General features: G+C 40.1%; 20 protein-coding genes, 7 tRNA genes and 2 rRNA genes. 1 reads left to right on the top strand and 28 read right to left on the bottom strand.

The annotated features are described in order from the left end of the window. Nucleotides 1-9: 9 nt before the first annotated feature. From O0236_RS03615 to O0236_RS03555, 13 genes are all read right to left on the bottom strand, one after another. Nucleotides 10-822, bottom strand: coding sequence for a PTS system mannose/fructose/sorbose family transporter subunit IID (locus O0236_RS03615; RefSeq protein ID WP_268913299.1), 813 nt, complete (start codon nucleotides 820-822; stop codon nucleotides 10-12). A 17-nt stretch (nucleotides 823-839) separates the two neighbouring features. After that, on the bottom strand, nucleotides 840-1,619 hold the full coding sequence (locus O0236_RS03610) for a PTS sugar transporter subunit IIC (protein WP_268912759.1): 780 nt from the start codon (nucleotides 1,617-1,619) through the stop codon (nucleotides 840-842). Between the two features lie 15 nt (nucleotides 1,620-1,634). After that, on the bottom strand, nucleotides 1,635-2,129 hold the full coding sequence (locus O0236_RS03605; RefSeq protein ID WP_268912758.1) for a PTS system mannose/fructose/N-acetylgalactosamine-transporter subunit IIB: 495 nt from the start codon (nucleotides 2,127-2,129) through the stop codon (nucleotides 1,635-1,637). Further along, a complete protein-coding gene (locus tag O0236_RS03600; protein WP_268912757.1) occupies nucleotides 2,126-2,542 on the bottom strand; it encodes a PTS sugar transporter subunit IIA in 417 nt (138 codons plus the stop codon). The genes O0236_RS03605 and O0236_RS03600 overlap by 4 nt, the downstream gene beginning before the upstream one ends. Before the next feature lie 115 nt (nucleotides 2,543-2,657). After that, complete coding sequence (locus O0236_RS03595; RefSeq protein WP_268912756.1) at nucleotides 2,658-3,272, bottom strand: HAD family hydrolase; 615 nt, start codon at nucleotides 3,270-3,272, stop codon at nucleotides 2,658-2,660. Nucleotides 3,273-3,330: 58 nt separating this feature from the next. After that, nucleotides 3,331-3,416, bottom strand: a tRNA-Leu gene (locus O0236_RS03590). A gap of 57 nt (nucleotides 3,417-3,473) precedes the next feature. Beyond that, nucleotides 3,474-4,352 carry a homoserine kinase gene (gene thrB, locus O0236_RS03585; protein ID WP_268912755.1) on the bottom strand — a complete coding sequence of 293 codons (879 nt, stop codon included), beginning with the start codon at nucleotides 4,350-4,352 and terminating at the stop codon, nucleotides 3,474-3,476. Between the two features lie 23 nt (nucleotides 4,353-4,375). Next, entirely contained in the window at nucleotides 4,376-4,813 is a 438-nt protein-coding gene (locus O0236_RS03580) for a SprT family protein (RefSeq protein ID WP_268912754.1), read from the bottom strand. Between the two features lie 3 nt (nucleotides 4,814-4,816). Further along, entirely contained in the window at nucleotides 4,817-6,997 is a 2,181-nt protein-coding gene (locus O0236_RS03575; RefSeq protein WP_268913298.1) for a Tex family protein, read from the bottom strand. A 152-nt stretch (nucleotides 6,998-7,149) separates the two neighbouring features. Beyond that, nucleotides 7,150-7,584, bottom strand: coding sequence for a hypothetical protein (locus tag O0236_RS03570; protein ID WP_268912753.1), 435 nt, complete (start codon nucleotides 7,582-7,584; stop codon nucleotides 7,150-7,152). A 17-nt stretch (nucleotides 7,585-7,601) separates the two neighbouring features. Further along, entirely contained in the window at nucleotides 7,602-10,265 is a 2,664-nt protein-coding gene (locus O0236_RS03565) for a calcium-translocating P-type ATPase, PMCA-type (protein WP_268912752.1), read from the bottom strand. 184 nt (nucleotides 10,266-10,449) lie between these two features. Further along, nucleotides 10,450-11,277 (bottom strand): ammonia-dependent NAD(+) synthetase, encoded by an 828-nt coding sequence (gene nadE, locus O0236_RS03560; protein WP_268912751.1) that lies wholly within the window; start codon nucleotides 11,275-11,277, stop codon nucleotides 10,450-10,452. Then, nucleotides 11,277-12,749 (bottom strand): nicotinate phosphoribosyltransferase, encoded by a 1,473-nt coding sequence (locus O0236_RS03555; protein ID WP_268912750.1) that lies wholly within the window; start codon nucleotides 12,747-12,749, stop codon nucleotides 11,277-11,279. Before O0236_RS03555 ends, nadE begins: the two co-directional genes overlap by 1 nt. A 112-nt stretch (nucleotides 12,750-12,861) precedes the next feature. On the opposite strand from O0236_RS03555, the gene O0236_RS03550 reads away from it, so the two are divergent. Further along, the gene (locus O0236_RS03550; protein ID WP_268912749.1) at nucleotides 12,862-13,599 is read left to right on the top strand and encodes a WecB/TagA/CpsF family glycosyltransferase; all 738 of its coding nucleotides are present in this window, start codon (nucleotides 12,862-12,864) and stop codon (nucleotides 13,597-13,599) included. 37 nt (nucleotides 13,600-13,636) lie between these two features. On the opposite strand, the gene O0236_RS03545 is transcribed toward O0236_RS03550, so the two are convergent. The 15 genes from O0236_RS03545 to O0236_RS03475 form a co-directional block, all read right to left on the bottom strand. Further along, nucleotides 13,637-14,341, bottom strand: coding sequence for a GntR family transcriptional regulator (locus O0236_RS03545; RefSeq protein WP_268912748.1), 705 nt, complete (start codon nucleotides 14,339-14,341; stop codon nucleotides 13,637-13,639). Between the two features lie 13 nt (nucleotides 14,342-14,354). Then, nucleotides 14,355-15,491, bottom strand: a complete 1,137-nt coding sequence (nagA, locus tag O0236_RS03540; RefSeq protein WP_268912747.1) for an N-acetylglucosamine-6-phosphate deacetylase — start codon at nucleotides 15,489-15,491, stop codon at nucleotides 14,355-14,357. After that, entirely contained in the window at nucleotides 15,491-16,288 is a 798-nt protein-coding gene (proC, locus tag O0236_RS03535; protein ID WP_268912746.1) for a pyrroline-5-carboxylate reductase, read from the bottom strand. Before proC ends, nagA begins: the two co-directional genes overlap by 1 nt. A gap of 119 nt (nucleotides 16,289-16,407) precedes the next feature. Next, nucleotides 16,408-16,479, bottom strand: a tRNA-Gln gene (locus O0236_RS03530). Nucleotides 16,480-16,487: 8 nt separating this feature from the next. After that, nucleotides 16,488-16,570 (bottom strand) — tRNA-Tyr (locus O0236_RS03525). A 139-nt stretch (nucleotides 16,571-16,709) separates the two neighbouring features. Further along, a tRNA-Gln gene (locus O0236_RS03520) sits at nucleotides 16,710-16,781 on the bottom strand. 8 nt (nucleotides 16,782-16,789) lie between these two features. Beyond that, nucleotides 16,790-16,872 (bottom strand) — tRNA-Tyr (locus O0236_RS03515). 75 nt (nucleotides 16,873-16,947) lie between these two features. Beyond that, complete coding sequence (locus O0236_RS03510) at nucleotides 16,948-17,769, bottom strand: metallophosphoesterase (protein ID WP_268912745.1); 822 nt, start codon at nucleotides 17,767-17,769, stop codon at nucleotides 16,948-16,950. A gap of 56 nt (nucleotides 17,770-17,825) precedes the next feature. After that, a complete protein-coding gene (locus tag O0236_RS03505) occupies nucleotides 17,826-19,316 on the bottom strand; it encodes a peptide MFS transporter (protein ID WP_268912744.1) in 1,491 nt (496 codons plus the stop codon). A gap of 231 nt (nucleotides 19,317-19,547) precedes the next feature. Continuing rightward, nucleotides 19,548-19,856, bottom strand: coding sequence for a PTS lactose/cellobiose transporter subunit IIA (locus O0236_RS03500; RefSeq protein WP_268912743.1), 309 nt, complete (start codon nucleotides 19,854-19,856; stop codon nucleotides 19,548-19,550). Nucleotides 19,857-19,858: 2 nt separating this feature from the next. Beyond that, on the bottom strand, nucleotides 19,859-20,179 hold the full coding sequence (locus O0236_RS03495) for a PTS sugar transporter subunit IIB (protein ID WP_268912742.1): 321 nt from the start codon (nucleotides 20,177-20,179) through the stop codon (nucleotides 19,859-19,861). A 304-nt stretch (nucleotides 20,180-20,483) separates the two neighbouring features. Beyond that, a tRNA-Thr gene (locus O0236_RS03490) sits at nucleotides 20,484-20,556 on the bottom strand. 64 nt (nucleotides 20,557-20,620) lie between these two features. Further along, nucleotides 20,621-20,693, bottom strand: a tRNA-Asn gene (locus tag O0236_RS03485). A 6-nt stretch (nucleotides 20,694-20,699) separates the two neighbouring features. Continuing rightward, nucleotides 20,700-20,816: ribosomal RNA gene (gene rrf / locus O0236_RS03480) — 5S ribosomal RNA — on the bottom strand. A gap of 76 nt (nucleotides 20,817-20,892) precedes the next feature. Next, nucleotides 20,893-23,812: ribosomal RNA gene (locus O0236_RS03475) — 23S ribosomal RNA — on the bottom strand. Nucleotides 23,813-23,866: the final 54 nt, after the last annotated feature.

The raw sequence follows: 23,866 nt of genomic DNA, 5'->3' as shown, positions 1-23,866 counted from the left end.
AAATTACGCTTACCTAATGATGCCAACCAGTGACATGCCAATACAGATGACCACGATCATCAACATGATCCACACCATATTTACCCTTTTTCTTAGTAGCCAAATGCTACTAAGAGTCAATCCAATGGATATTAATGCCGATGCAAAGGTCATCGGACTAAAATTGATCATCTTAGTGAATGACTGTGAAGTAAAACCACAAATGTCTATTCTGACAAACCGGGCAATAAGCACACCCATCAAAAACATTCCAAACACTGATGACCCTTTAATAACGTTTTTAATAATTGGTGACTGCACGATTCCTAATATGTCTAATCCTCGCTGATATCCGATTAATTGACTAATGAATCTAAATCCTAATCTGATAATATTCCAAATTATAAAGAAGAATATCGGTCCTAGAATGGGCCATTTTGACATACACAGTTCAATTGCAATCGCAGCAATGGTCGGCCTTAGCACTATCCACCACAGCGGATCACCAAATGAAGCAAGTGGCCCCATTAAAGCAGTTTTAACTTGATTGATTTGTTTTGGGTCGAAACTACCATCAGCAACCTGTTCCTCCAGATTAATTGTCACTCCAGTAATCAAAGACTGCATAATTGGAGTTGTGTTAAAAAAATCCAGATGTCGTTTCATGGCATCAGACCGATCGGTAGATTTTGGAAATAAACGACTGATGACTGGCACCAATATAAATTCAAATCCCAAATTATGCATTCGTTCATAATTCCAAGACCCTTGCTCAAACGATGATCGCAAAAAAACACGACCAAAGTCCCACTTAGTTATTCTGTTTTCACCACTACTTTTCATCAATTTTAAACCACATCCTATAGGTCATCCAACTCATCACTAAAGGGATCAGATTGGTCTTTTTTTCCGTTATGACGGTTCTCAATAATTATGTATAGAATCGTTAAGACGACTCCTAACAAGATCACAAATGTCAAAGTAAGTTTGAAAAATGTGGCAATTAAAAAGCCACCAGCAAACCATATCCAAAGAGCTCTACTCTCAATCGTTGTAATGATGATTGAAAAACCAACCACAGCTATCAGACTAGCTGCCGCATTGATTCCAGTATTAACTGATTGAGGAATCATTCTAAACCAATGACCAATCGTTACGTTAGATAACATCAAAACTATGACTGAGGGAATCATTACTCGAAGCCCTTGAATTCCCATACTGATCCACTGTAATCGATTTATCTCTGATAATTTGGAAATTTCTGCAGCTTGATCAGCCTTATGAGCAATATTTACCATTAATTTTCGTGTTCTGATGGTCAATAATCTACCAATCACAGCGGCACCAATCGCCACAAGCACTCCCTGACCGATCTGCAAATGTGCTGGACCACAAACCATAATAGCAGCTGTGACTGACGCAAAAGAGATGTCAGGAGAAATTACCGAAGCTAAGTTAATCCATCCACTCATAATAATTTGCAGAGTGGCTCCTAATAATATTCCGGTACTGATATCAGAAAAAGCTGCACCAATTAAGGTACAAGTAACGATAGGCTGATAAAATTGCCATTCGTCCAAAATACCATCAAGGCCAGCCAAAAAAGCGACTATTAAAGTTAAACAACTAGCTAGTAACAATATTCAATCACCCAATTATTCATTAATCAATTCCAATACATTCTGCGGTTTTTCACCAGGAACTTGTTGGGCATAGACATTTAAATGAAACTGATCGATCAAAGTTTTAATTTCACTAACCGCTTCATCATCCACAGCAATCGTATCAGTAATCATTTTCTTACCTGGAGTGTATGCCAGATTACCTAAATTAATTCCACTATCTGAAAAATCAACGCCACCTTGGGCTAGTCTAACCATATCTGCAACTGTTTCAGTCAACAAAAGAGCTTTGAAAGAATCAAATTTGGGGTCACCATAAATTGAAATCATTTTGTCCACTGAAATCACATTAGCTTTCACGTCTGCAGGTGCGACCTGCGAAATTAATGTTTTCCGCAATTGATCCTTAACAACAGAATCTGATACCACTAAAATTCGATTAGGCTTAACGTACTTAGTCCAAAAAGTGGCCACTTGACCATGTAATAGCCGGCTATCAACTCTTGCTAAAGCAATATTCATTGTCATAATAATTCATCCCCCTCATCACTATTAATCTCAAACTTGTTAATTGCAGCCTTACCAGCATCCACAAGATGATCTGCAAGTTCGTGAACATCACCTTGAGTGCCCATCAAGGCTTCCAAAAGCATTCCTAGATTAACTCCCGATAACAATTCAAACCTTGCGGGATCATTTGCCTGAATCTGAGCACAGACATTAAACGGCGTGCCCCCGAATAAATCCGTAAGCAGCAAAACTTGATTTTCCTTTGGAAATTGGGAGATCGTTTGGTTAAATTTAGCAGTGGTAGTCTCAAGTGAATCAGACCCTTGCATTGAAACTGACAAGGTGGAATCTTGTTTACCGAAAATCATTTCAGACGTTTTTATTAACTCAGCCCCAAAGTGGCCATGAGTACCCACAATAATAGAAATCAAACTAATCACTCCGTTTAAATATTTTTTATTAAATCGCTTACAATCATTACTAATAGTTTACCATTTAAAAACTCTGGCAACTATCTCTATTGTAAAAAAATAAAAAGTTATCTAATTAGATGGTTAGCAAATCTTGTGGTGTCGTTAAATAATATTCAGCACTTTTGAATTGATCGGCCATATCAGTTTCCCAACCGGCTAATGCAAAACTAACTCCGGCTCGATGAGCAGCCTCTAAATCGTAGAGCGTGTCACCGATGTATACAGTATTGTCTTTAGTTGAATTCAACTTTTCAATACCCTTTAAAACCATATCAGGTGCGGGTTTACCATTATCAACGTCATCTGAAGAAATAATGGCGCTAAAGTAATCATTTAATCCATATGGCTCAACATCTCTAAGAAGTTCTGTTCTTAATTTTGAAGTAGCAATTGCTAAATGATTGCCGTTGTCTGAGCTCAATTCCTGCAGCATTTCTTTAATGTTAGGAAAAACATGGGTTAATTCTTTATAATCGTCAACGATTCCGAACCATTCATTGACGATTCTTTGTGGTTCCTTAACGCCCAACTGAGTAACAGCATCCAGTGCGTTAATCCCGAAAGTTTGATCTAAATCTGACATCACAAAATTGTAACCATTAGCATTTAAAACCTTAAGTAAGGGTTTCATATACATATCTTTACTATCAATTAAAGTTCCGTCAACATCGAAAATAAATGCATTCATATAAATTCCTCCAAAAAAAAACGAACCACACCGGGAAGGTAATGGTTCGAAAAATTTATGCGGCCAAGAAGATTCGAACTTCCACCGGGAGAACTCCCGACAAGATCCTTAATCTTGCGCGTCTGCCAATTCCGCCATGGCCGCATCATCAATCAACAAGAATAATTATATCAGATAGCGACTACCATGACAATAGGTTTTTTATTCTCCCCGAACTGTTGCCCCTTCGGTATCAACATCGAGAATTCTCAGACTGCCATTAAGATCCATTTGTTGAAGTTCTAATCTAAGTTGTACCAAATCATCGCGTTTTCCTAAGGTACCCACTGTGGGACCGGCACCACTTAAATACGTGCCGTAGATCGACATTGAGTGAGCTTTTTCACGAATAACATCTAACTCTGGAACAATGGATTTTCTGAACGGTTCGTGCATCATATCGCCTTCAACTAATGGCAAGGCGTCATGATACTTTCCCTGGCTCATTAAGGTTACAAAGACATTCGCCCGACTACTACTCAACACTGCGTCAGAATATGCTATAGTCTCTGGTAATTTTTCACGACTTTCAACTTCTGAAATCCCATCCGGACGGATGTACATCAAAGCTGACATTCCATCAATAGGAACTGACGTTGCCAATGCTTTTTCACCGTCATAAGTCGAAACAACTAAATTACCTAAAAGTGCCGCTGCAACATTTTCAGGATGACCTTCGATCTCACTACCTATTTGAATCTGTTTTTCAATCGAAAGATTTAATTCTCCCAGTGAATTAGCAATCTTAATTCCTGCGACAACCGCTGTCGTACTTGAACCAAGTCCGTGAGCAATTGGAACATCAGAAATAACAGTTAATTGATGTGGCTCAATATCTGGGTCAGTTTTTAAAATGCTTTGAACAATTAAGTTATGCTCATCCGTGGGAACATCATTGCCTAGGGCGTGATTGACCTTCCACTTGTCAGTCTTTTCTTCAACGATGACAGTGTAATAAAGTTTAAAAGCCAATCCAAGTGAATCCATTCCTGGTCCTAAGTTTGCTGATGTTGCAGGAACTCTAACAATTACTTTTGCCATAACAATTCCCCTTTTCTACTTATTTATGCTATTAAATTTAATTTACCACGACATTTGCCGCATGCATACTTTCTAACATCAATTTTTCGTTTTCGATGGTATTCAAGACCACAGCGGGTGCACTCATACACATACTTATAATCTTTAGCAACTGCTGGCGCGTATCTCGAGCCACCAACTGCCTTTAGAAGCTGTTTGAATTCAGGAGTATTATGTTTTCCTGAATGACCTGCCAAATGTAAATGGTAGTGGCATAGCTCATGTTTGATAATACCAATCAAAACTGATTCATCATACTCATCAGCCATTTTCCGGTTAATTTCAATGTTATGATCACCTAACCGATATCTACCGCCAGTGGTTCTCAATCGGGCATTAAACATCGCTTGATGTTGAAATTTTTTGCCAAAAGATTCTAATGAAACTTTTTCGACTAATTTTTGTAATTCTAAATCCGTCAATACTTATTCCTTTTCTGCGGAATTAGGATCAATCATTGATAATTGAATTCTTGAACGCTGTTCATCTATTGATTCAACATAAACATTTACAACGTCGCCAACTGCAACTACAGTACTGGGATCCTTAACGAATTTATCGCTCAGTTTAGAAATATGAACTAAGCCGTCTTGCTTAACTCCGATATCCACAAAAGCTCCAAAATCCACTACGTTTCTGACTGTTCCTTGAAGCTTCATCCCTGGCTTCAAATCACTGATTTTAAGTACATCCTGTTTCAACAACGGGGTCGGCATATCATCTCGTAAGTCTCTGCCTGGTACAGTTAATCCTTTAATAATATCTTGCAAAGTTGCCTCACCGATGTCGAGCTGTGAAGCTACCTCGCTTAAATCAACATTTCCCAATCGTTCACGAACAGTTTCTGATCCTAATTCCACGTTCTCCAAATTGTATAGTTTTAATAATTTGTTAGCCGCAGCATAACTTTCCGGATGAATATCTGTATTATCAAATGGATTTTTACCATTAACGATACGCAAGAATCCGACCGACTGCTCATAAGCTTTTGGTCCTAATCTTGGAACTTTAGTCAATTGATTTCTGCTGGTAAATCCACCATTTTCATTTCGATATGTCACGATATTTTCTGCGATGGTCTTTGATAATCCAGAAATATGAACTAATAATTCTGGACTAGCTGTATTCAAATTGATACCAACTTGGTTAACTGCAGTTTCAACTACTTGATCCAACTTCTCAGTTAGTTGTTTTTGCGCCACATCGTGTTGATACTGCCCAACTCCGATTGCTTGTGGATCAATCTTAACCAGTTCTGCTAATGGATCTTGAATTCTTCGACCAATGCTAACCGCTGAACGCTGTTCAACACTAAAGTCTGGGAATTCACGTCTAGCAACATCACTAGCAGAATATACTGACGCCCCAGCCTCATTAACAATTACGTAAAAAATTGGATGTTTTATTTCTTTAATTGCGTCAGCAACAAATTGTTCAGACTCTCGACTTGCCGTTCCATTACCAATAGCAATCATTTCTACTTTGAATTGGTTAATAAAATCAATGAATTCCTGTTTAGCAGCTTTTCGTTTGCTTTCTGAAGCTGGTTTATGTGGATAAATAACTGTCTTACCAAGAAATTTACCATTGCCATCAACCACTGCTAGTTTACATCCAGTTCTGTATGCGGGATCAAATCCCATCACGATTCTACCCTTTAATGGGGCCTGCATTAATAAATTATAAAGATTCTTACCGAAGACATCGATTGCATGCTGATCAGCCTTTTCGGTTAAATCTGCTCTGATTTCTCGCTCAATGGCCGGACCAATAAATCGCTTATATGCATCCTGGGCGGCATCTTCAATGATCTGAGCACTAGGTCCTGAATGATTACCTATCAATTTAAATTTTAAATAATTAAAAATTTCCAGTTCATTCACTGCAATTTTGACAGTTAGAATGCCTTCTCGCTCACCGCGGTTGATTGCAAGGATACGGAATTCAGGGACTGTTTTAACAGATTCTTCAAAATCAAAATACTGTTGATAGGTCTGCGCATCTTCACTATCCTTGACCTTGTTTTTTACCTTGGAAGTCAACACACCCGACTTCATAGTTTGAGTTCTTATCCAAGATCTGAATTCAGAATGTTCTCCAATTTGTTCAGCCAAAATTTCGTGAATTCCTGCCTCGACATCATCACTGGTTAGTAATTCATTATCAGGATTAATGGCGCCGGCGATTTTAGTTTGAATATTCTCGTCAAATTTAAGGGTGGCCTCAGCCAATGGCATTAAGCCACGTTCTTTGGCAATCGTGGCCTTGGTCCGACGCTTTTGTTTGAAAGGTAAATACAAATCATCGATTTGTTGAACCGTTTCAGATTGATTGATTTTAGCTTCTAGTTTGGGCGTTAATTGATCTTGTTCCGCGATCTTTTTGATGACATCTGTCTTACGTTTTTCTAGGGTTTCAATTTTCTTAGCCATATCTTGAATGTCTCTAATTTGAACCTCATCCAAATTATGTGTCCGCTCCTTACGATAACGGGCAATAAAAGGAACTGTATCCCCTTCAGACAGCATTTTTAGAGTTGCGTCAACTTGTGATTTGGAAATACCAGATAGTTTGGCAACGACTTGCTCACTTAATTTAGTCAAAATTTTCACCTCAAAATTCTTTTCACTACGATTATATCATTATGATCTGGATTAACGCCTTTTTCATTTAACAAGCTTGGCCATAAAATGCATAAAAACCAATAGCGTGCAACCATCTTGGCCACACGCTATTGGTTTCAAATCTAGTAATCGAATTACATAATGCTTCCCATTACACGATTAGCTGCTTTAGAGAACTTATCAATAAAGTCTTCTTGATCTTTTTCTGATTGATTAAATTGGTCTTGGTTAATTTGTTGATTATCCAAATCGATGCTGTCAGTCATTTGTTGGCACGCATCTGCATATTCTTTGTATGCATTGACCATTGTTTTATGACGACCCAATAATTTAACAGGCACTGGAGCATTTTCCAATTTATTAACGCCATCTTGGTACTTATCAGTTCCTGATTGGAAATGATTTTTGATGCGTGTTAATTCTTCTTCACCAATACTTGCTACTGAATCATCATCAACTGCTTTTCTTAAAGTCTCGAAATCAGCGTTTAAATCCTCACCGTTTTGACCAGTAAAATCGATGATATCTGAAATAACCTTTGCGTATGTCTGAACATCTCTTTGTTTCAATCTAATTACCACCTTAATTAATCTTCATTGAGTACATGTCTCTGAATCCATTTTACTACTTCTGTGATAATAACAATTAAAATTCCACCAAAAAGTACTACCATCCATTGTGAAGAATTCAATTGCGTAACATGAAACATCTGGTTAAACCCAGGAACAACTATGGTTGCAACTAATAAAATAGTTGAAGCTAACATTGCCCAGTTGAAGAATTTATTCTTAAAAAGTCCCACTTTAAATATCGATTGATGAATCGTCTTTGAGTTAAATGCGTGGAACAACTGAATCAATCCCAATGTGGCGTATGCCATTGTTAATGCATCAGCATGAATCAGTGCGTCGGTACTGTGTACCGGATTAGCAATCGCAAATGCATAAACTCCTAGAGTAATCAATCCTTCAAAGAGCCCCTGATACAAAATATTGGTCATAATCCCACCAGAGAAGAAGTTAGATGTTCGACCACGAGGCTTACGATTCATAATGCCTGGTTCTGCAGGTTCAACCCCTAAAGCAATAGCTGGGAAGGTATCAGTTACTAAGTTGATCCATAGGATTTGTACTGGAGCTAAAATTTGCCAGCCCATCAAAGTCATAATGAATAGTGTCAATACTTCTCCAAGGTTAGCAGATAGTAAATATTGAAGAGCTTTTTGGATATTTGCGAACACTTTTCTACCAGCTTTAATCGCTGTCACAATCGTAGCAAAGTTATCATCTGCTAGTACCATATCAGATGCTTCTTTAGAAACTTCGGTTCCAGTAATACCCATTCCGACCCCAATATCGGCAGTCTTTAGAGCAGGAGCGTCATTAACTCCGTCTCCAGTCATGGCAACTACTTTCCCCTTTTTCTGCCAAGCTTTGACGATTCTAACTTTATGTTCGGGAGCAACTCTGGCATAAACGGAAACATCTTCTACTCGGCGATCAAACTCGTCATCAGATAATTCTTCTAATTCAGAACCACTCATAACAGCACGACTATCATTGATATCGTCAATAATCCCAAGCCGGCTGGAAATCGCCTTAGCGGTATCTTGATGATCACCAGTAATCATAATCGATTTGATTCCAGCAGCCTTAGCTTCAGCAACGGCTTGATATACTTCAGGTCGTTCCGGATCGATCATTCCAATCAACCCAACAAAAATCATGTCATTTTCTTGCGCTTCTGAAGTTAATTCAGTTGGCACTTCAGTCACTGGTTTGTAAGCAAAAGCCAACACTCTCAATGCTGAAGTAGCAAGACTGTGATTGGTATCTTGAATTTTTTGAATATCATCTGAAGTAATTGATCTTACCTGATTATTATCAATGATTCTAGTTACCCGTTTTAATAATTGATCGGGTGCGCCCTTCATATTCATCTGAATCGTACCATCTGGATACTGGTTAAATGTCGACATCAGCTTTCTTTCAGAATCAAACGGTATTTCAGCTAAACGGACATGCTCGCTGATAAATTCAGAAACTGGCAACTTATTATTCAAGTAATACTGAATCAAGGCCGTTTCAGTGGGGTCACCCACTAGTCCATCAGGTTGGAACTTAGTGTCATTATTTAAAACCATAATTTGAGCCAATTGATCACTCAAATCAACAGAAACTTGGTTAGCGTCAGTTAATTGACCATTTAAAAATACTTTTTCAACGGTCATTTTATTTTGTGTTAAAGTACCAGTTTTATCAGAACAGATAATATCAGTACTTCCTAGTGTTTCAACTGCTGGAAGTTTGCGAATCAACGCATTATGCCGAGCCATTTGTTGAGTACCTAGTGCCAAAGTTACTGTAACGATTGCCGGTAATCCTTCTGGAATGGCAGCAACCGCTAAAGAAATGGCAGTTAGTAACATGTTAATAACAGTTTCAGTACCTCTGAGCAAACCAACCACAAAAGTAATTACTGCAATGATTAAAATCAACCATGTCAGCATCTTACCTAATTGAGTTAGGTTCTCTTGAAGTGGTGTAGTTTGTTCATCTGCGGTATTTAACATATGGGCAATCTTACCCACTTCGGTGTTCATACCCGTATAAACAACCACCCCTAATCCTCGACCAGTGGTAACGTTACTGTTCATAAATGCTAGGTTATTGCGATCACCTAATGGTAAATCAGAATCTTCGATCGTAGCGACATCCTTATCAACAGGAACAGATTCACCTGTCAAGGCAGCTTCCTCGATCTTCAATGAGTTAGCTTCCAGCAATCTTAAATCTGCCGGGACAACATCCCCTGCCTCTAATAACACAATATCTCCGGGCACAAGATCTTCACTTTTTACAGATTGAGTTTGACCACCCCGTAAAACAGTTGCCATTGGTGCTGACATTTCTTTCAAAGAATCAATCGCATTTTCAGCCTTCGATTCTTGGAAAACTCCAAACACTGAATTCAAAATTACCACCGCAATGATAATAATTGCATCAACGTGTTCGCCCGCAAGACCAGCAACAATTGCCGCAATAATCAAGATAATGATCATGAGGTCCTTAAATTGCGCGATGAACTTTTGTAATATTGATGTTCTTTTTTGTGCCACCAATTGGTTGGGACCGAATTCTTCTCGGCGGCCAGAAACTTGTTCAGAACTTAAACCGTCTTTAGTAGCACTTACCTTTGATAAAACTTCATCTACCGATAATTGGTAGATGGTCTTCTTTGTATCAGCCATCGTTTTCCTCCTTATAAAGAAAAAGAGACTTACAAAATCCATAGCCTGGATTTCATAAGTCTCACCATTTAAGCTATCCCGGAAATCCAATGGATTTCACGTTGACGAGATAGTCACGATTAGATCGCTGGTTACTCCCTCTTTTCACTTATTATAACCATAAGTGCATGTGTTTGTCACTATTCTATTTCCAAAAATTATCATAAACATTAATTGGCGTGTGACGCTTATGTGCTGTCTTATCATACCAGCCCTCGATTACCTCAGCTGCAGCACTGTCAATTTCATGGCCCTCTAAATAATCATCAATATCTTTGTAAGAAACTCCAAGTGCCACTTCATCAGGAAGTGCAGGTCGATCATCTTCAAGATCGGCAGTTGGTGTCTTTTCATAAAGTTTAACCGGAGCGTTAAGGGTTTCTAATAACTTTCTGCCTTGTCGTTTATCTAATCGCCAAAGCGGAGTAATATCTGCGGCACCATCACCAAATTTCGTGTAAAATCCGGTCACAGCTTCAGCAGCATGATCCGTGCCAACCACGGCTGCACTTTTTGCAGAACCAATCGCATACTGAGCAATCATTCTTTGACGGGCCTTAATATTTCCCTTATTAAAATCAGAAATCGTAATTGAATTACTTTCCACAGATTTGACCGCTTCATCTACAGCAGGTTTAATGTCCACTCGGGCAACACTGTCCGCCTGCATAAAATCAATTGCTGCTAAAGCATCTGATTCATCAGACTGAATCCCATAGGGAAGTCTTACTGCAGTAAATTGATAACTGTTGTCTCCGGTTTCATCCCGCAGTTCCGTGATAGCCATTTGCGCTAATTTACCGGCTAAAGTAGAATCTTGACCACCTGAAATTCCTAAAACTAATCCCTTTAAAAAAGAATATTGCTTTAAATAATCCTTCATAAAGTCAATGCTTCTTCTGATTTCTTCTTGAGGATCGATTTCTGATCTAACCTTCAAGTCATCAATAATTTGAGCTTGTTTTTCTCTCATTAGTCATTCTCCGAACCATACTTAATTTTTTGAACATAACTGTGCACTTGTTCAATAATTTTGTTTTTATTATCCCAACATTTTTGCGATAAATCGACCGGATAATCTTCAGGGTTGAGTTCTCGTTTGTACTCTGGCCACAATGAAGCCAACGCTTGCTTAGCATATTTTTGAATATCTTGTAGATTTGGTTGCTTATAAATTAATTTTCCATCTACGAAGATATCTTGTAGCAATGGTCTGGCATCAAAGTTAGCCACTGTTTTATTAATATAAGTGTATTGAGGATGGAACATATAAATCGAATCTTCTTTACGAGGATCCTCTTCAGCAAGTGCAATGTAGTCACCTTCTGATTTGCCATCTTCTTTATCGGTAATTCGCCAAACCTGTTTTTTACCAGGAGTCGATACTTTTTCGGCATTACTAGATATCTTAATGGTATCCACCATGTTACCATTTTCATCCTCACAACTGACCATCTTGTAAACAGCACCTAATGCTGGTTGATCAAATGATGTAATGACTTTAGTACCAACACCCCAAACATCAATGCGGGCATGTTGCATCTTTAAACTAGCGATCGTATTTTCATCTAAGTCATTAGATGCATAAATTTTAGCATCTGGATAACCAGCTTGATCTAGTAACTCCCGAACTCTCTTAGAAATATAGGCCATATCACCAGAATCAATTCTAACCCCTAAAAAGTTGATCTTATTGCCCATTTCATCCGCAACTTTAATGGCTGATGGGACTCCACTTTTAAGGGTGTCGTAGGTATCGACTAAAAATGTACAATCATGATGAGTGGCAGCGTATGCCTTAAATGCATCGTAATCGTTACCAAAAGCTTCTACCATTGAGTGAGCGTGCGTTCCGCTCAATGGAATACCAAACTTTTTACCAGCTAAAACATTAGAAGTTGAATCAAAACCACCAATGATGGCTGCTCGACTTCCCCAAACTGCGGCTGATACTTCTTGGGCTCGACGACTACCAAATTCCATTAACGGATCGTCGCCAGCTGCAATTCTAATTCTGGACGCTTTAGTAGCAATCAAAGTTTGATAATTAATCATGTTTAAAATAGCTGTCTCAACAAGTTGACACTCAGCTAGCGATCCCTCAACTTGAACGATAGGCTCGTTATTAAATACTAAATCACCTTCAAGAGCTGACTTAATACTTCCCTGAAATTTAAAATTTTGCAAATATTCTAAAAAAGATTCCGGATAGTCTGTTACTTCACGCAAATAATCAATTTCATCTTTTGTGAAATGTAAGTTATTAACGTATTCTATAATATGTTCAAGACCTGCAAATACTGCATAACCATTTCCAAACGGTAAGTTTCGGAAAAAAACTTCAAATACTGCATGACGATTTTCCATATTTTTTTCAAAATATGTCGCCATCATATTGATTTCATAAAAATCAGTATGTAAAGTTAAATTAGTTTCATCTGCCATGGTAACGAATTTATCCTCCTGGGATATTTGATATATAATAACCTTAATTTTATCATTTATTTTTATCAAGCGACAATTAATCTTCATTAATTTGCTGTGAAAGGAATTTCTTATGAATCAGCCTACGAACGACGTGAATATTTTAGGCGTAAATTTCGATAATACGACCCTAGAAAATTTCATGGACATAATAACTAACCGAATCAATGAACACCGACGCACCTTCGTGGTTACCGCTAATCCAGAAATAGTTATGTACGCTCAATCGCATTCTCAATTTAACGATCTTATCAAGCAGGCTGATTACATCGTACCAGATGGTATCGGTGTCATATTAGCATCTAGAATCATATCTCAGCCTCTTAAGGAGCGCGTTGCTGGTTATGATGTTTTTACAAAGTTGCTTGAATGGGGATCAACTAATCATAAATCTGCCTTTTTTATTGGCGCTAAGCCCAACGTTATCAGGGACTTACAACGGGTAGTAGCTAAACAATATCCCGGTTTGATAATCAGTGGCACTCAGGATGGATACTATAAAGATGAAAGCATCATCAGTGAAAAAATCAGGTTATCTTCGCCGGATATGGTCTTCGTTGCCACTGGCTCCCCTAAGCAAGAAGAGTTCATTAATCGAAATATCAATAAATCTGAGGCTCTATTTATGGGGATTGGCGGTTCATTTGACGTTCTGACAGGCAACGTTAAGAGAGCCCCCAAAATCTGGCAAGACTTAAAGCTAGAATGGTTGTATCGCGCATTAAAAGAACCCAGCCGGTTCAAGCGGCTAATGATTTTGCCATCTTACTTGAACAAAGTTTTCAAACAACGACAACAGCATCGTAAATAAAAAGCACGGGAATATTCCCGTGCTTTTTTGTTTGGTATTATTCTTTTTCTAAATAGAATTCAAAACGTTCACCAACATACTGTGTCCGCACGTATTCGAATGGTTGACCATTTTGAAGATTAGTTGTTTGTCGCAATCTTAAAATCGGATCACCACGTTTGATATCGAGAAACTCAGCAATTCGTTCAGAAGCCAGCATAGCCGAAACAGTTTGTTTAGCCTTGCCTAAACTTAGTCCCTTCTTTTGCTCAAGTGAACGGTACAAAGAGCTAGTCACTTCAGCCTTATCCAATCCTTCAATGATGCTTTCAGGGACTGTGGCCACTTCAAAACAAATCGGAACATCATCCCCGTAGCGAATTCGTTCCATTCGCAAAACTAGGTCATTTTCACTAATACCCAATTTTTCCATTTCAGATAGTGAAGGTTCCATTGTGTGATATGAAATCGTCTTACTAGATGGTTTCTTTCCCTGAGCTAACATCAAATCAGTAAAGCCCGTGACTCCAGCCATTCTTTCCTGAACTTTTTGGCTAGCTACAAATGTACCAGAACCAACTCGTCGTTCAAGAATTCCCTCGTCAACTAAAGTTTGAATAGCCTGTCTAAGAGTCATTCGACTAACTCCAAAATCAGTTGAGAGTTCACGTTCTGATGGAATGCGATCTCCGACCTTCCATCTACCAGCCTCAACATTTCTCTTAATTTCGTTATGAATTTTAATATAAATTGGTAAGCCCATGCTACCAACTCCTTTAACGTCTATTTAGTGGTGTTCCTCGATAATAAGTTTGCCGAAGGTCTAGGTCATTGTCAAATATATTGATATTCGCATATGAATCTTGGTTAAAATTACCTTGATCCGTTAACCCGAGTTCTCTGGCCTGATTGGTCGAACTCATCTTAACTGCATCTAATAATGAGCAATTTGTAAATTCAACAACATTCTTGAATGCATCTTTAAATTTAAGTACTGAACCGGCGAGTGTTCCGTCTTCCAACCTAGCAGCGCCATTTGAGACGATTACTTTTTGACCTCCCAATTGATAATCACCATCAGGCATTCCACGAGCCTCCATTGAATCAGTTACCAATTCCAGACGATCTGTGCCGACTGCTTGATAAGCGATTTTAACGGCTGCAGGAGACACATGCACACCATCCACAATTAGTTCAGCCATCAAAGATGGGTTCAAAAATGCTTCACCTACCAAACCAACATTTCGATGATGTAGTGGTGATTGAGCATTATATAGGTGAGTAATGCGATCTGCATTGGCACTGTTGGCCTGATCATAAGTTGCCTGAGAATGACCCATTGACCTTAAAATAGCATGCTCCTCACAATACCGTTCTAACTCACGAGCATTGGGTAACTCAGGAGCATATGTAATTGCCTTGATATGGTCACCAGCAATTTCCTGCCAACTTTTCATTAATTCTAAATCAAAATCTTTTACTTCATCAGCTGGTTGGGCGCCATGGAAGGCTTTAGATACGAAGGGTCCTTCTAAATGGATTCCAAGAATGTTAGTTGCCTGGTTAGAAGCGACAGCAATCGATTCTAAGGCTTTAGAAATCGCTTGGTCACTCTGGGTCATGGTCGTCAATAAAACGCCGGTAACACCCTCTTGAGCTAATTGTGAGGCTAACTTAGTCAATTCTTCAGTTGAACCAGTCATAGAATCGATGCCATACCCCGCATGACAGTGCATGTCGATAAAACCGGGAATAACAATTTTACCGTGATAATCAATAATTTGATCGTCATCCGCTGCCACAAACTTTTTCATAGGACCTGATGCAAGTATACGCTCATCAAAACGTAAGTAACCAGATTCAATATCAGATTGTCCATCTATGATTCGGGCATTCACAATTACATTAGTCATTAATTGTTACCTGTCGACTTTTCAATTGTGGCATCGATTCCCTTAACAACGGCATTTAGTAAGCCAGCCTGTTCCATTGCCAGGATACCCGCAATAGTATCCCCTCCCGGAGAACAAACCTTATCAATGATTTCCGCTGGTGTCTCACCAGATTCAATCAAAGCTTGAGCTGAACCAAGAGTTGTTTGAGCGGCAATTTTAGTTGCAGTGGCCTTATCAAATCCATACTTTACCCCAGCACGACTTAATGCATCAATGAAGAAATCAATGTACGCTACCGCACTACCGGAAATCGCACTAAAATTAGCAAATTGACTTTCAGGTAATTCGAGTACTTCACCAATAGCCCGCATTATTTTTAATAAATCATCTAAGGTTTCTCCCTTAAGAAATTCATTGGAAGCTACTGCCGTCATTCCAGCTTTATAAGCGGAATTAACATTGGGCAAGATTCTCAGAATTGGTTGTGATTTGTCAGTCAATTCCTCAAGACGATTAATAGTGATACCGGACGCCATTGAGATGATTGGTTGAGTGTTAGTTAGGCTATCGGAAATTTCTTGTAAAACTGGTTGGACAACCGCAGGAACAACTCCTATCACCACAACATCACTTTTGCTAGTTAACTCTGAATTAGTAGCACAAGCCACCAAACCATTTTCTTTTGCATAAGGTTCATAGCGATCCGGATGATTTGCGTGAATTAAAATATCCCCGGGAGCAACGACATTTGTCTTTAGCAATCCATCAATAATTGCGCGAGCCATCGCACCTACTCCAATAAAACCGATTTTCATTATTTAGTTCCTCCTACAGTATATGTCTATACCAATCGTTATAATTTAACTTTAGCTGAACTTATAAATATTTGCAATAAAAAAACGTCGATCTCAAGAATGAGATTCGACGTTAATAGTTGGGCTAGCTGGGTTCGAACCAGCGCATCACGGGATCAAAACCCGTTGCCTTACCACTTGGCTATAGCCCAATAATAAATGGAGGGGAGTGGATTCGAACCACCGAACCCGAAGGAGCGGATTTACAGTCCGCCGCGTTTAGCCAGACTTCGCTACCCCTCCGAAATGGTTTAATTGACTAAACCAACGCATATAATAATACAAAATTTTGACTATGTCGTCAACCCTAAATTTAAAGGGTTACGACGCAATAAGACAAAAAATAAAAACGCTGACTCTCAATGAGGATCGACGTTATTAATTGGGCTAGCTGGGTTCGAACCAGCGCATCACGGGATCAAAACCCGTTGCCTTACCACTTGGCTATAGCCCAATAATAAATGGAGGGGAGTGGATTCGAACCACCGAACCCGAAGGAGCGGATTTACAGTCCGCCGCGTTTAGCCAGACTTCGCTACCCCTCCGAAACCTTGCTGCGTACTACCAAAGCAACGAATATAATAATATCGAATTCTAGCGATTTCGTCAACCCTTCCAGACTAAAAAAGCTCAAATTTTTTCAATTGCATCTGCCATTCTGTTATAAAGTCATCCGATTGCCACTCATTATGGCGTTTTCGATGATATCCAACTGCCCCATTGTAATACGTTGTCGCCCCATATTTAACCGGCTCGAGACGATTATGAATGTGTCCAAATACGACGGCTGGAACTTTGTACTTATCGATCAATTGCCCGACTCTAGTGCTGCCGAGCATTGCGTTTGCCATATTCCAAAATCTAAAATCATCGGAATAACGAATAAATTTGACGTTGGGAACAAAATGCGTCATCAAAACAACTTTCTTCTTATTATCCTTAGCTAGCTCTAATTGCCTCTGAAGTTGCTGTAAAACAATGTCTTCGCGTTTTTCATCTGTCATTGGCTGAGTAATCAGTCGATCGATCCAGTAGGTGTTTTTCCAAGTTAGAAATTGCTGACTGGTTTTATCTTCATTTGTGGCAAATGAATAATCATACCAACCATTTAAACCAATAATTCTAACATCAGAGTCAGGAACATCGATATATCGATTATTAAGGTAACCTGGCCACTCTCCCTGCTCTAATTGCTCATACGAAACGTTTTTAACCATGTCATGATTGCCAGCAACAAATAGTACCTTAATCTCTGGCATCGTCTCCTGCAGCTGCTGAACATACTTCACGCTTAATTGAAAATCGTTAAACAGGTCACCAGCAATCAAATAATATTGAATCCCAAGTTCAGACAACATTTGATGTTGTTGATCTATGATATCGTTCACGTCGACGTTATTTAAATCAAAATGATTGTCACTAGTCACTGCAATTTTTACCATTATTATCTCCAAATAAAAAAAGTATTACCCTGTAAGGATAACACTTTTTAAATGTTTTAATTAACGCCTTCCATTAATCGCTTAATTGGTTTAAGCAAGAAGAATAGAACGATACCGGCAACGATTGCCACGATACCAATGATAGTGAAGTAACGAATTTCATTACCTGGCGTATATAATCTAACGATCTGTGAGTTAACTGCTTGTCCAGCGGAATCAGCTAAGAACCACATACTCATCATTTGTGATTCAAATGATTTAGGAGCAAGTTTGGTAGTAACTGATAGACCAATTGGAGAAATTAACAATTCCGCAATTTCAATGATCATCCAACTACCAAGTAACCATAATGGACTTACCTTAGCGGATGTTCCAAATAGTGCTACTGGAATAACCATGAACAAGTATGATAGACCGGCAAAAAGCATTCCAAGTGAGAATTTACCTGGAGAACTAGGTTGTTTCTTCCCTAATCTAGTCCATAGCCATGCAAACAATGGTGTGTATAGCATGATAAACAATGGGTTTAAAGACTGATACCACGCGGCAGGAATATTGAAGAATCCTAAATTGTTGTTAGTTTGATTTTGTGCGAATAAAGCTAAAACAACAGATCCTTGTTCTTCAATGGCCCAGAAGATAGCAGCTGCTAAGAACAATGGGATATAAGCGATAACTCGTGATCTTTCGGTAGTAGTAACTTTCTTACTAGAAATCATCATGATGAAGTAAACTACCGGCGTAATGATTGCAATAATACTTAATAATGTAATGAAATTATCAACATTAAGAACACCCATGAAACCTAATAATAGTAGGATAAGCGCAAAAACAACTACACCAATACCAACTCGAACACCGAGTTTTTTAGCATCGTCAGGTTCTAATGGATCGCTTGGATAAAGACTACCACTTGGCAAGTGTTTCTTACCACCTAAGTAGTATTGAAGCAATCCGAAGAACATACCAATCGCAGCCAATGAGAATCCAAGATGGAAGTTAACTTTCATCCCAATTTGACCAACTAAGATTGGGGAAACAAATGAACCAAGATTAATTCCGAATACAAAGATCGTAAATCCAGAATCACGACGTTGATCTTCTTCAGTGTATAATCCACCAACCATTTCAGATACGTTAGGCTTTAAGAAACCAGTACCGATTGTGATCAACACAATTGAGGCAAACAGTGCCACGGCACCCATTGGTAATGATAGTGCGATATGCCCAAGCATAATCAGAACACCACCATAGAACACCGTTTTACGACTTCCCCAAATTCTATCACTAACAAATCCACCGATAACTGATGTTAAGTACACCAATGAACCATAGATTGCCATAATCGAGGCAGCTGTAGACTGTGGAAAACCTAATCCACCCTTACTGACGCTAAAGTAGATGTAGTAAAGTAAGATTGCACGCATTCCATAGTAAGAGAAACGTTCCCACATTTCAGTGAAGAAGAGTGTGGAAAGACCTCTTGGTTGACCGAAGAAGGAAGCATCTGCTTGCCGTTCTTGATCGGTTTGATCTTGTTGTTGCATGTGTGATACCCTCCAAAATTTATCCAACGTCTTCGTTAGATATGTAATTAAAAAATTCATTTACTACTTTAATATAATTAAGAAGTAAATCATTTGATAATTATATTCCTGTTACTGAGTAAATTCAATAAGATTGTGGGCATTACTTAATCATTTTCCAATGATTATCTAATGAAGTCCTATTTAACTATAATAAAAAATTCACGATTAAATGGTGATATATGGCACGATTTAATCATGAATTTGAATTTTAGTTATTTTCTTAGTTATAAATTCGATTGTCTCAACATTCATTAAGGTGTCCTGTGCATGCGTCAATAACATCGAGTAACTTACATCAGGTTCAAACTTAATGATGGAATTTTGGAGTTTATGAGCTTCAACAATGAACTCATGAGCTGTTTGCATATGTCTAATTGCTTCATCCCCATCAACAATATCATTAGCTAGCTCATCTAAGGCTTGATTAAGCTCATTTTTGGCATTTCCAGCCTTAGTTAGCATCATCATTGCTACTTTAATGATGTCGTCCTTATTCATTGTTAAACTGCTTGTACTTCAGTTGCAAGATTTTGATTGATGAACTTAACCAAACGTTCACCATTAGCCCAGCCATACACATCATCAGGAATAACCATAACTGGTGCTCGATCCCCTATTATTTCTAATTCTTCATCTCTATAAGTAACTTGTGGTGCAATTAAAACCAAGTCAACGCCAGAGCTTAATAATTTGTCAGCTGAAGTAATATCAGCAGATACTAAATTGAATTGGGCGTCTGTGATCTCCATAAATCTCTTAGCAGATCTTTCTAAAAAGTTACTTGAAATTCCGTTTTCACATAATAGCATTACATTTTTCATAATTTAAATCCCCTTATTTTTAATCATTACCTTATCTACCTATATAGGTTACCACATAGTAATGTATACCGCAATGAAAAAATGTTTATTTTTTGCCAGTACGACGGCGTTTAGAGGTAAGTACCAATTGTTATAAATGATATATACCAATTATACACCCTTACTGGTTACCATTCTGAAAAAAATTGATATTCATAAATTCTATTTTTTTCGATGAATTGAGATCATTTTTCACACGAGAATAACTAAAAAAGCACTAACGACTGACTGTCGTTAGTGCTTTTTATCTTATATCTTAATTTGCTGCCGGCTGCAGGACTTGAACCTGTGACCCTCGGTTTACGATACCGATGCTCTACCAGCTGAGCTAAGCCGGCATGTAATTCAACCAAAAACGTTGATTATACATAAAAATGCTAACTTTCGTTAGCACTTCAGTGACTCCGGCAGGCGGGCTCGAACCGTCGACAACCTGATTAACAGTCAGGTGCTCTACCAACTGAGCTATGCCGGAATAATCGTGTGGCAACGTCCTACCCTCGCAGGGGGCGATCCCCCAACTACTCTCGGCGTGCTGAAGCTTAACTTCTGTGTTCGGCATGGGAACAGGTGTATCCTTCAGGCTATCGCCACCACACTATGTTACTTAGAGAACTTTGTTCTCTCAAAACTAGCTAATATTAATTTTCTGTACCGGTACTTACCACCATTTTTTGGTTAAGTCCTCGACCGATTAGTATTGGTCCGCTCCGTACATCACTGCACTTCCACTTCCAACCTATCTACCTCATCATCTCTGAGGGGTCTTACTTCCATATAGGAATGGGAAATCTCATCTTGAGGCGAGTTTCACACTTAGATGCTTTCAGCGTTTATCTCATCCATACATAGCTACCCAGCGATGCGCCTGGCGGCACAACTGGTACACCAGCGGTATGTCCATCCCGGTCCTCTCGTACTAAGGACAGCTCCTCTCAAATTTCCTACGCCCGCGACGGATAGGGACCGAACTGTCTCACGACGTTCTGAACCCAGCTCGCGTACCGCTTTAATGGGCGAACAGCCCAACCCTTGGGACCGACTACAGCCCCAGGATGCGATGAGCCGACATCGAGGTGCCAAACCTCCCCGTCGATGTGGACTCTTGGGGGAGATAAGCCTGTTATCCCCAGGGTAGCTTTTATCCGTTGAGCGATGGCCCTTCCATACGGTACCACCGGATCACTAAGCCCGACTTTCGTCCCTGCTCGACCTGTCTGTCTCGCAGTCAAGCTCCCTTCTGCCTTTACACTCTATGAATGATTTCCAACCATTCTGAGGGAACCTTTGGGCGCCTCCGTTACTGTTTGGGAGGCGACCGCCCCAGTCAAACTGCCCACCTGACACTGTCTCCCGCCACGCTAAGTGGCGCGGGTTAGAGTGTTCACACAGCGAGGGTAGTATCCCACCAACGCCTCTGTCGAAACTAGCGTTCCGACTTCATCGGCTCCTACCTATCCTGTACAAGCTGTGTCAACACCCAATATCAAGCTACAGTAAAGCTCCATGGGGTCTTTCCGTCCTGTCGCGGGTAACCTGCTTCTTCACAGGTATCTTAATTTCACCGAGTCTCTCGTTGAGACAGTGCCCAGATCGTTACGCCTTTCGTGCGGGTCGGAACTTACCCGACAAGGAATTTCGCTACCTTAGGACCGTTATAGTTACGGCCGCCGTTTACTGGGGCTTCATTTCTGGGCTTCGCCGAAGCTAACTCATCCACTTAACCTTCCAGCACCGGGCAGGCGTCAGCCCCTATACGTCATCTTACGATTTTGCAGAAACCTGTGTTTTTGATAAACAGTCGCCTGGGCCTTTTCACTGCGGCTGACCTTGCGGTCAGCACCCCTTCTCCCGAAGTTACGGGGTCATTTTGCCGAGTTCCTTAACGAGAGTTCACTCGCTCACCTTAGGATTCTCTCCTCGACTACCTGTGTCGGTTTGCGGTACGGGTAGTTGATTACTCACTAGAAGCTTTTCTCGGCAGTGTGACGTCAGTTGCTTCCCTACTTAAATTTCGGTCCTCATCACTACTTGTCAACCCGCTGAGAAGCATTTGACTCCTCAACTGACTCATAGCTTGAACGCACATTTCCAATCGTGCGCACAACTTAGCCTCCTGCGTCCCTCCATCGCTCAAACATAATCAACTAGTACAGGAATCTCAACCTGTTATCCATCGCCTACGCCTCTCGGCCTCGGCTTAGGTCCCGACTAACCCTGGGAGGACGAGCCTTCCCCAGGAAACCTTAGTCATTCGGTGGATCAGATTCTCACTGATCTTTCGCTACTCATACCGGCATTCTCACTTCTAAGCGCTCCACCAGTCCTTACGGTCTGACTTCATTGCCCTTAGAACGCTCTCCTATCACATGACCGAATGGTCATGTCCACAGTCTCGGTAGTATGCTTAGCCCCGGTAAATTTTCGGCGCGGAATCACTCGACTAGTGAGCTATTACGCACTCTTTAAATGAGTGGCTGCTTCTAAGCCAACATCCTAGTTGTCTATGCAACTCCACATCCTTTTCCACTTAGCATACATTTAGGGACCTTAACTGGTGGTCTGGGCTGTTCCCCTTTCGACGATGGATCTTATCACTCACCGTCTGACTCCCGGATATAAATCAATGGTATTCGGAGTTTATCTGAACTCAGTAACCCATGACGGGCCCCTCGTCCAAACAGTGCTCTACCTCCATGATTCTAAGTCCGAGGCTAGCCCTAAAGCTATTTCGGAGAGAACCAGCTATCTCCAAGTTCGTTTGGAATTTCACCGCTACCCACACCTCATCCCAGCACTTTTCAACGTACACGGGTTCGGCCCTCCAGTAAGTTTTACCTCACCTTCAGCCTGGACATGGGTAGATCACCTGGTTTCGGGTCTACAGCAACATACTTAAACGCCCATTTCAGACTCGCTTTCGCTGCGGCTCCGGCTTTTCACCTTAACCTTGCATGTTACCGTAACTCGCCGGTTCATTCTACAAAAGGCACGCTATCACCCATTAACGGGCTCTAACTGCTTGTAGGCACATGGTTTCAGGAACTATTTCACTCCCCTTCCGGGGTGCTTTTCACCTTTCCCTCACGGTACTGGTTCACTATCGGTCACTAGGGAGTATTTAGCCTTGGGAGATGGTCCTCCCGGATTCCGACGACGTTTCACGTGTGTCGCCGTACTCAGGATCCTGAACTGAGGGTCATTGATTTCATCTACGGGGCTATCACCCTGTTTCGCCAATCTTCCCAGATTGTTCGATTATCAACAACTTTGGTAACTCAAATGTTCAGTCCTACAACCCCAAAGAGCAAGCTCTTTGGTTTGGGCTGTTCCCCGTTCGCTCGCCGCTACTTAGGGAATCGATTTTTCTTTCTCTTCCTGTGGGTAATTAGATGTTTCAGTTCCCCACGTCTACCTCTGATCAGCTATGTATTCACTGACCAGTAACAGTCGATTAAAACTGCTGGGTTTCCCCATTCGGAAATCTCCGGATCAAAGCTTACGTACAGCTCCCCGAAGCATATCGGTGTTAGTCCCGTCCTTCATCGGCTCCTAGTGCCAAGGCATTCACCATGCGCCCTTAATAACTTAACCTAGTATCACTTCGTGATACTGATTAATTGAGTTTATGCGATTAAACTTATTCGT

This window comes from Lentilactobacillus sp. SPB1-3, assembly GCF_026913205.2.
Classification (GTDB): Bacteria; Bacillota; Bacilli; order Lactobacillales; family Lactobacillaceae; genus Lentilactobacillus; species Lentilactobacillus terminaliae.
This window is presented reverse-complemented; position numbering and strand designations above follow the sequence as displayed.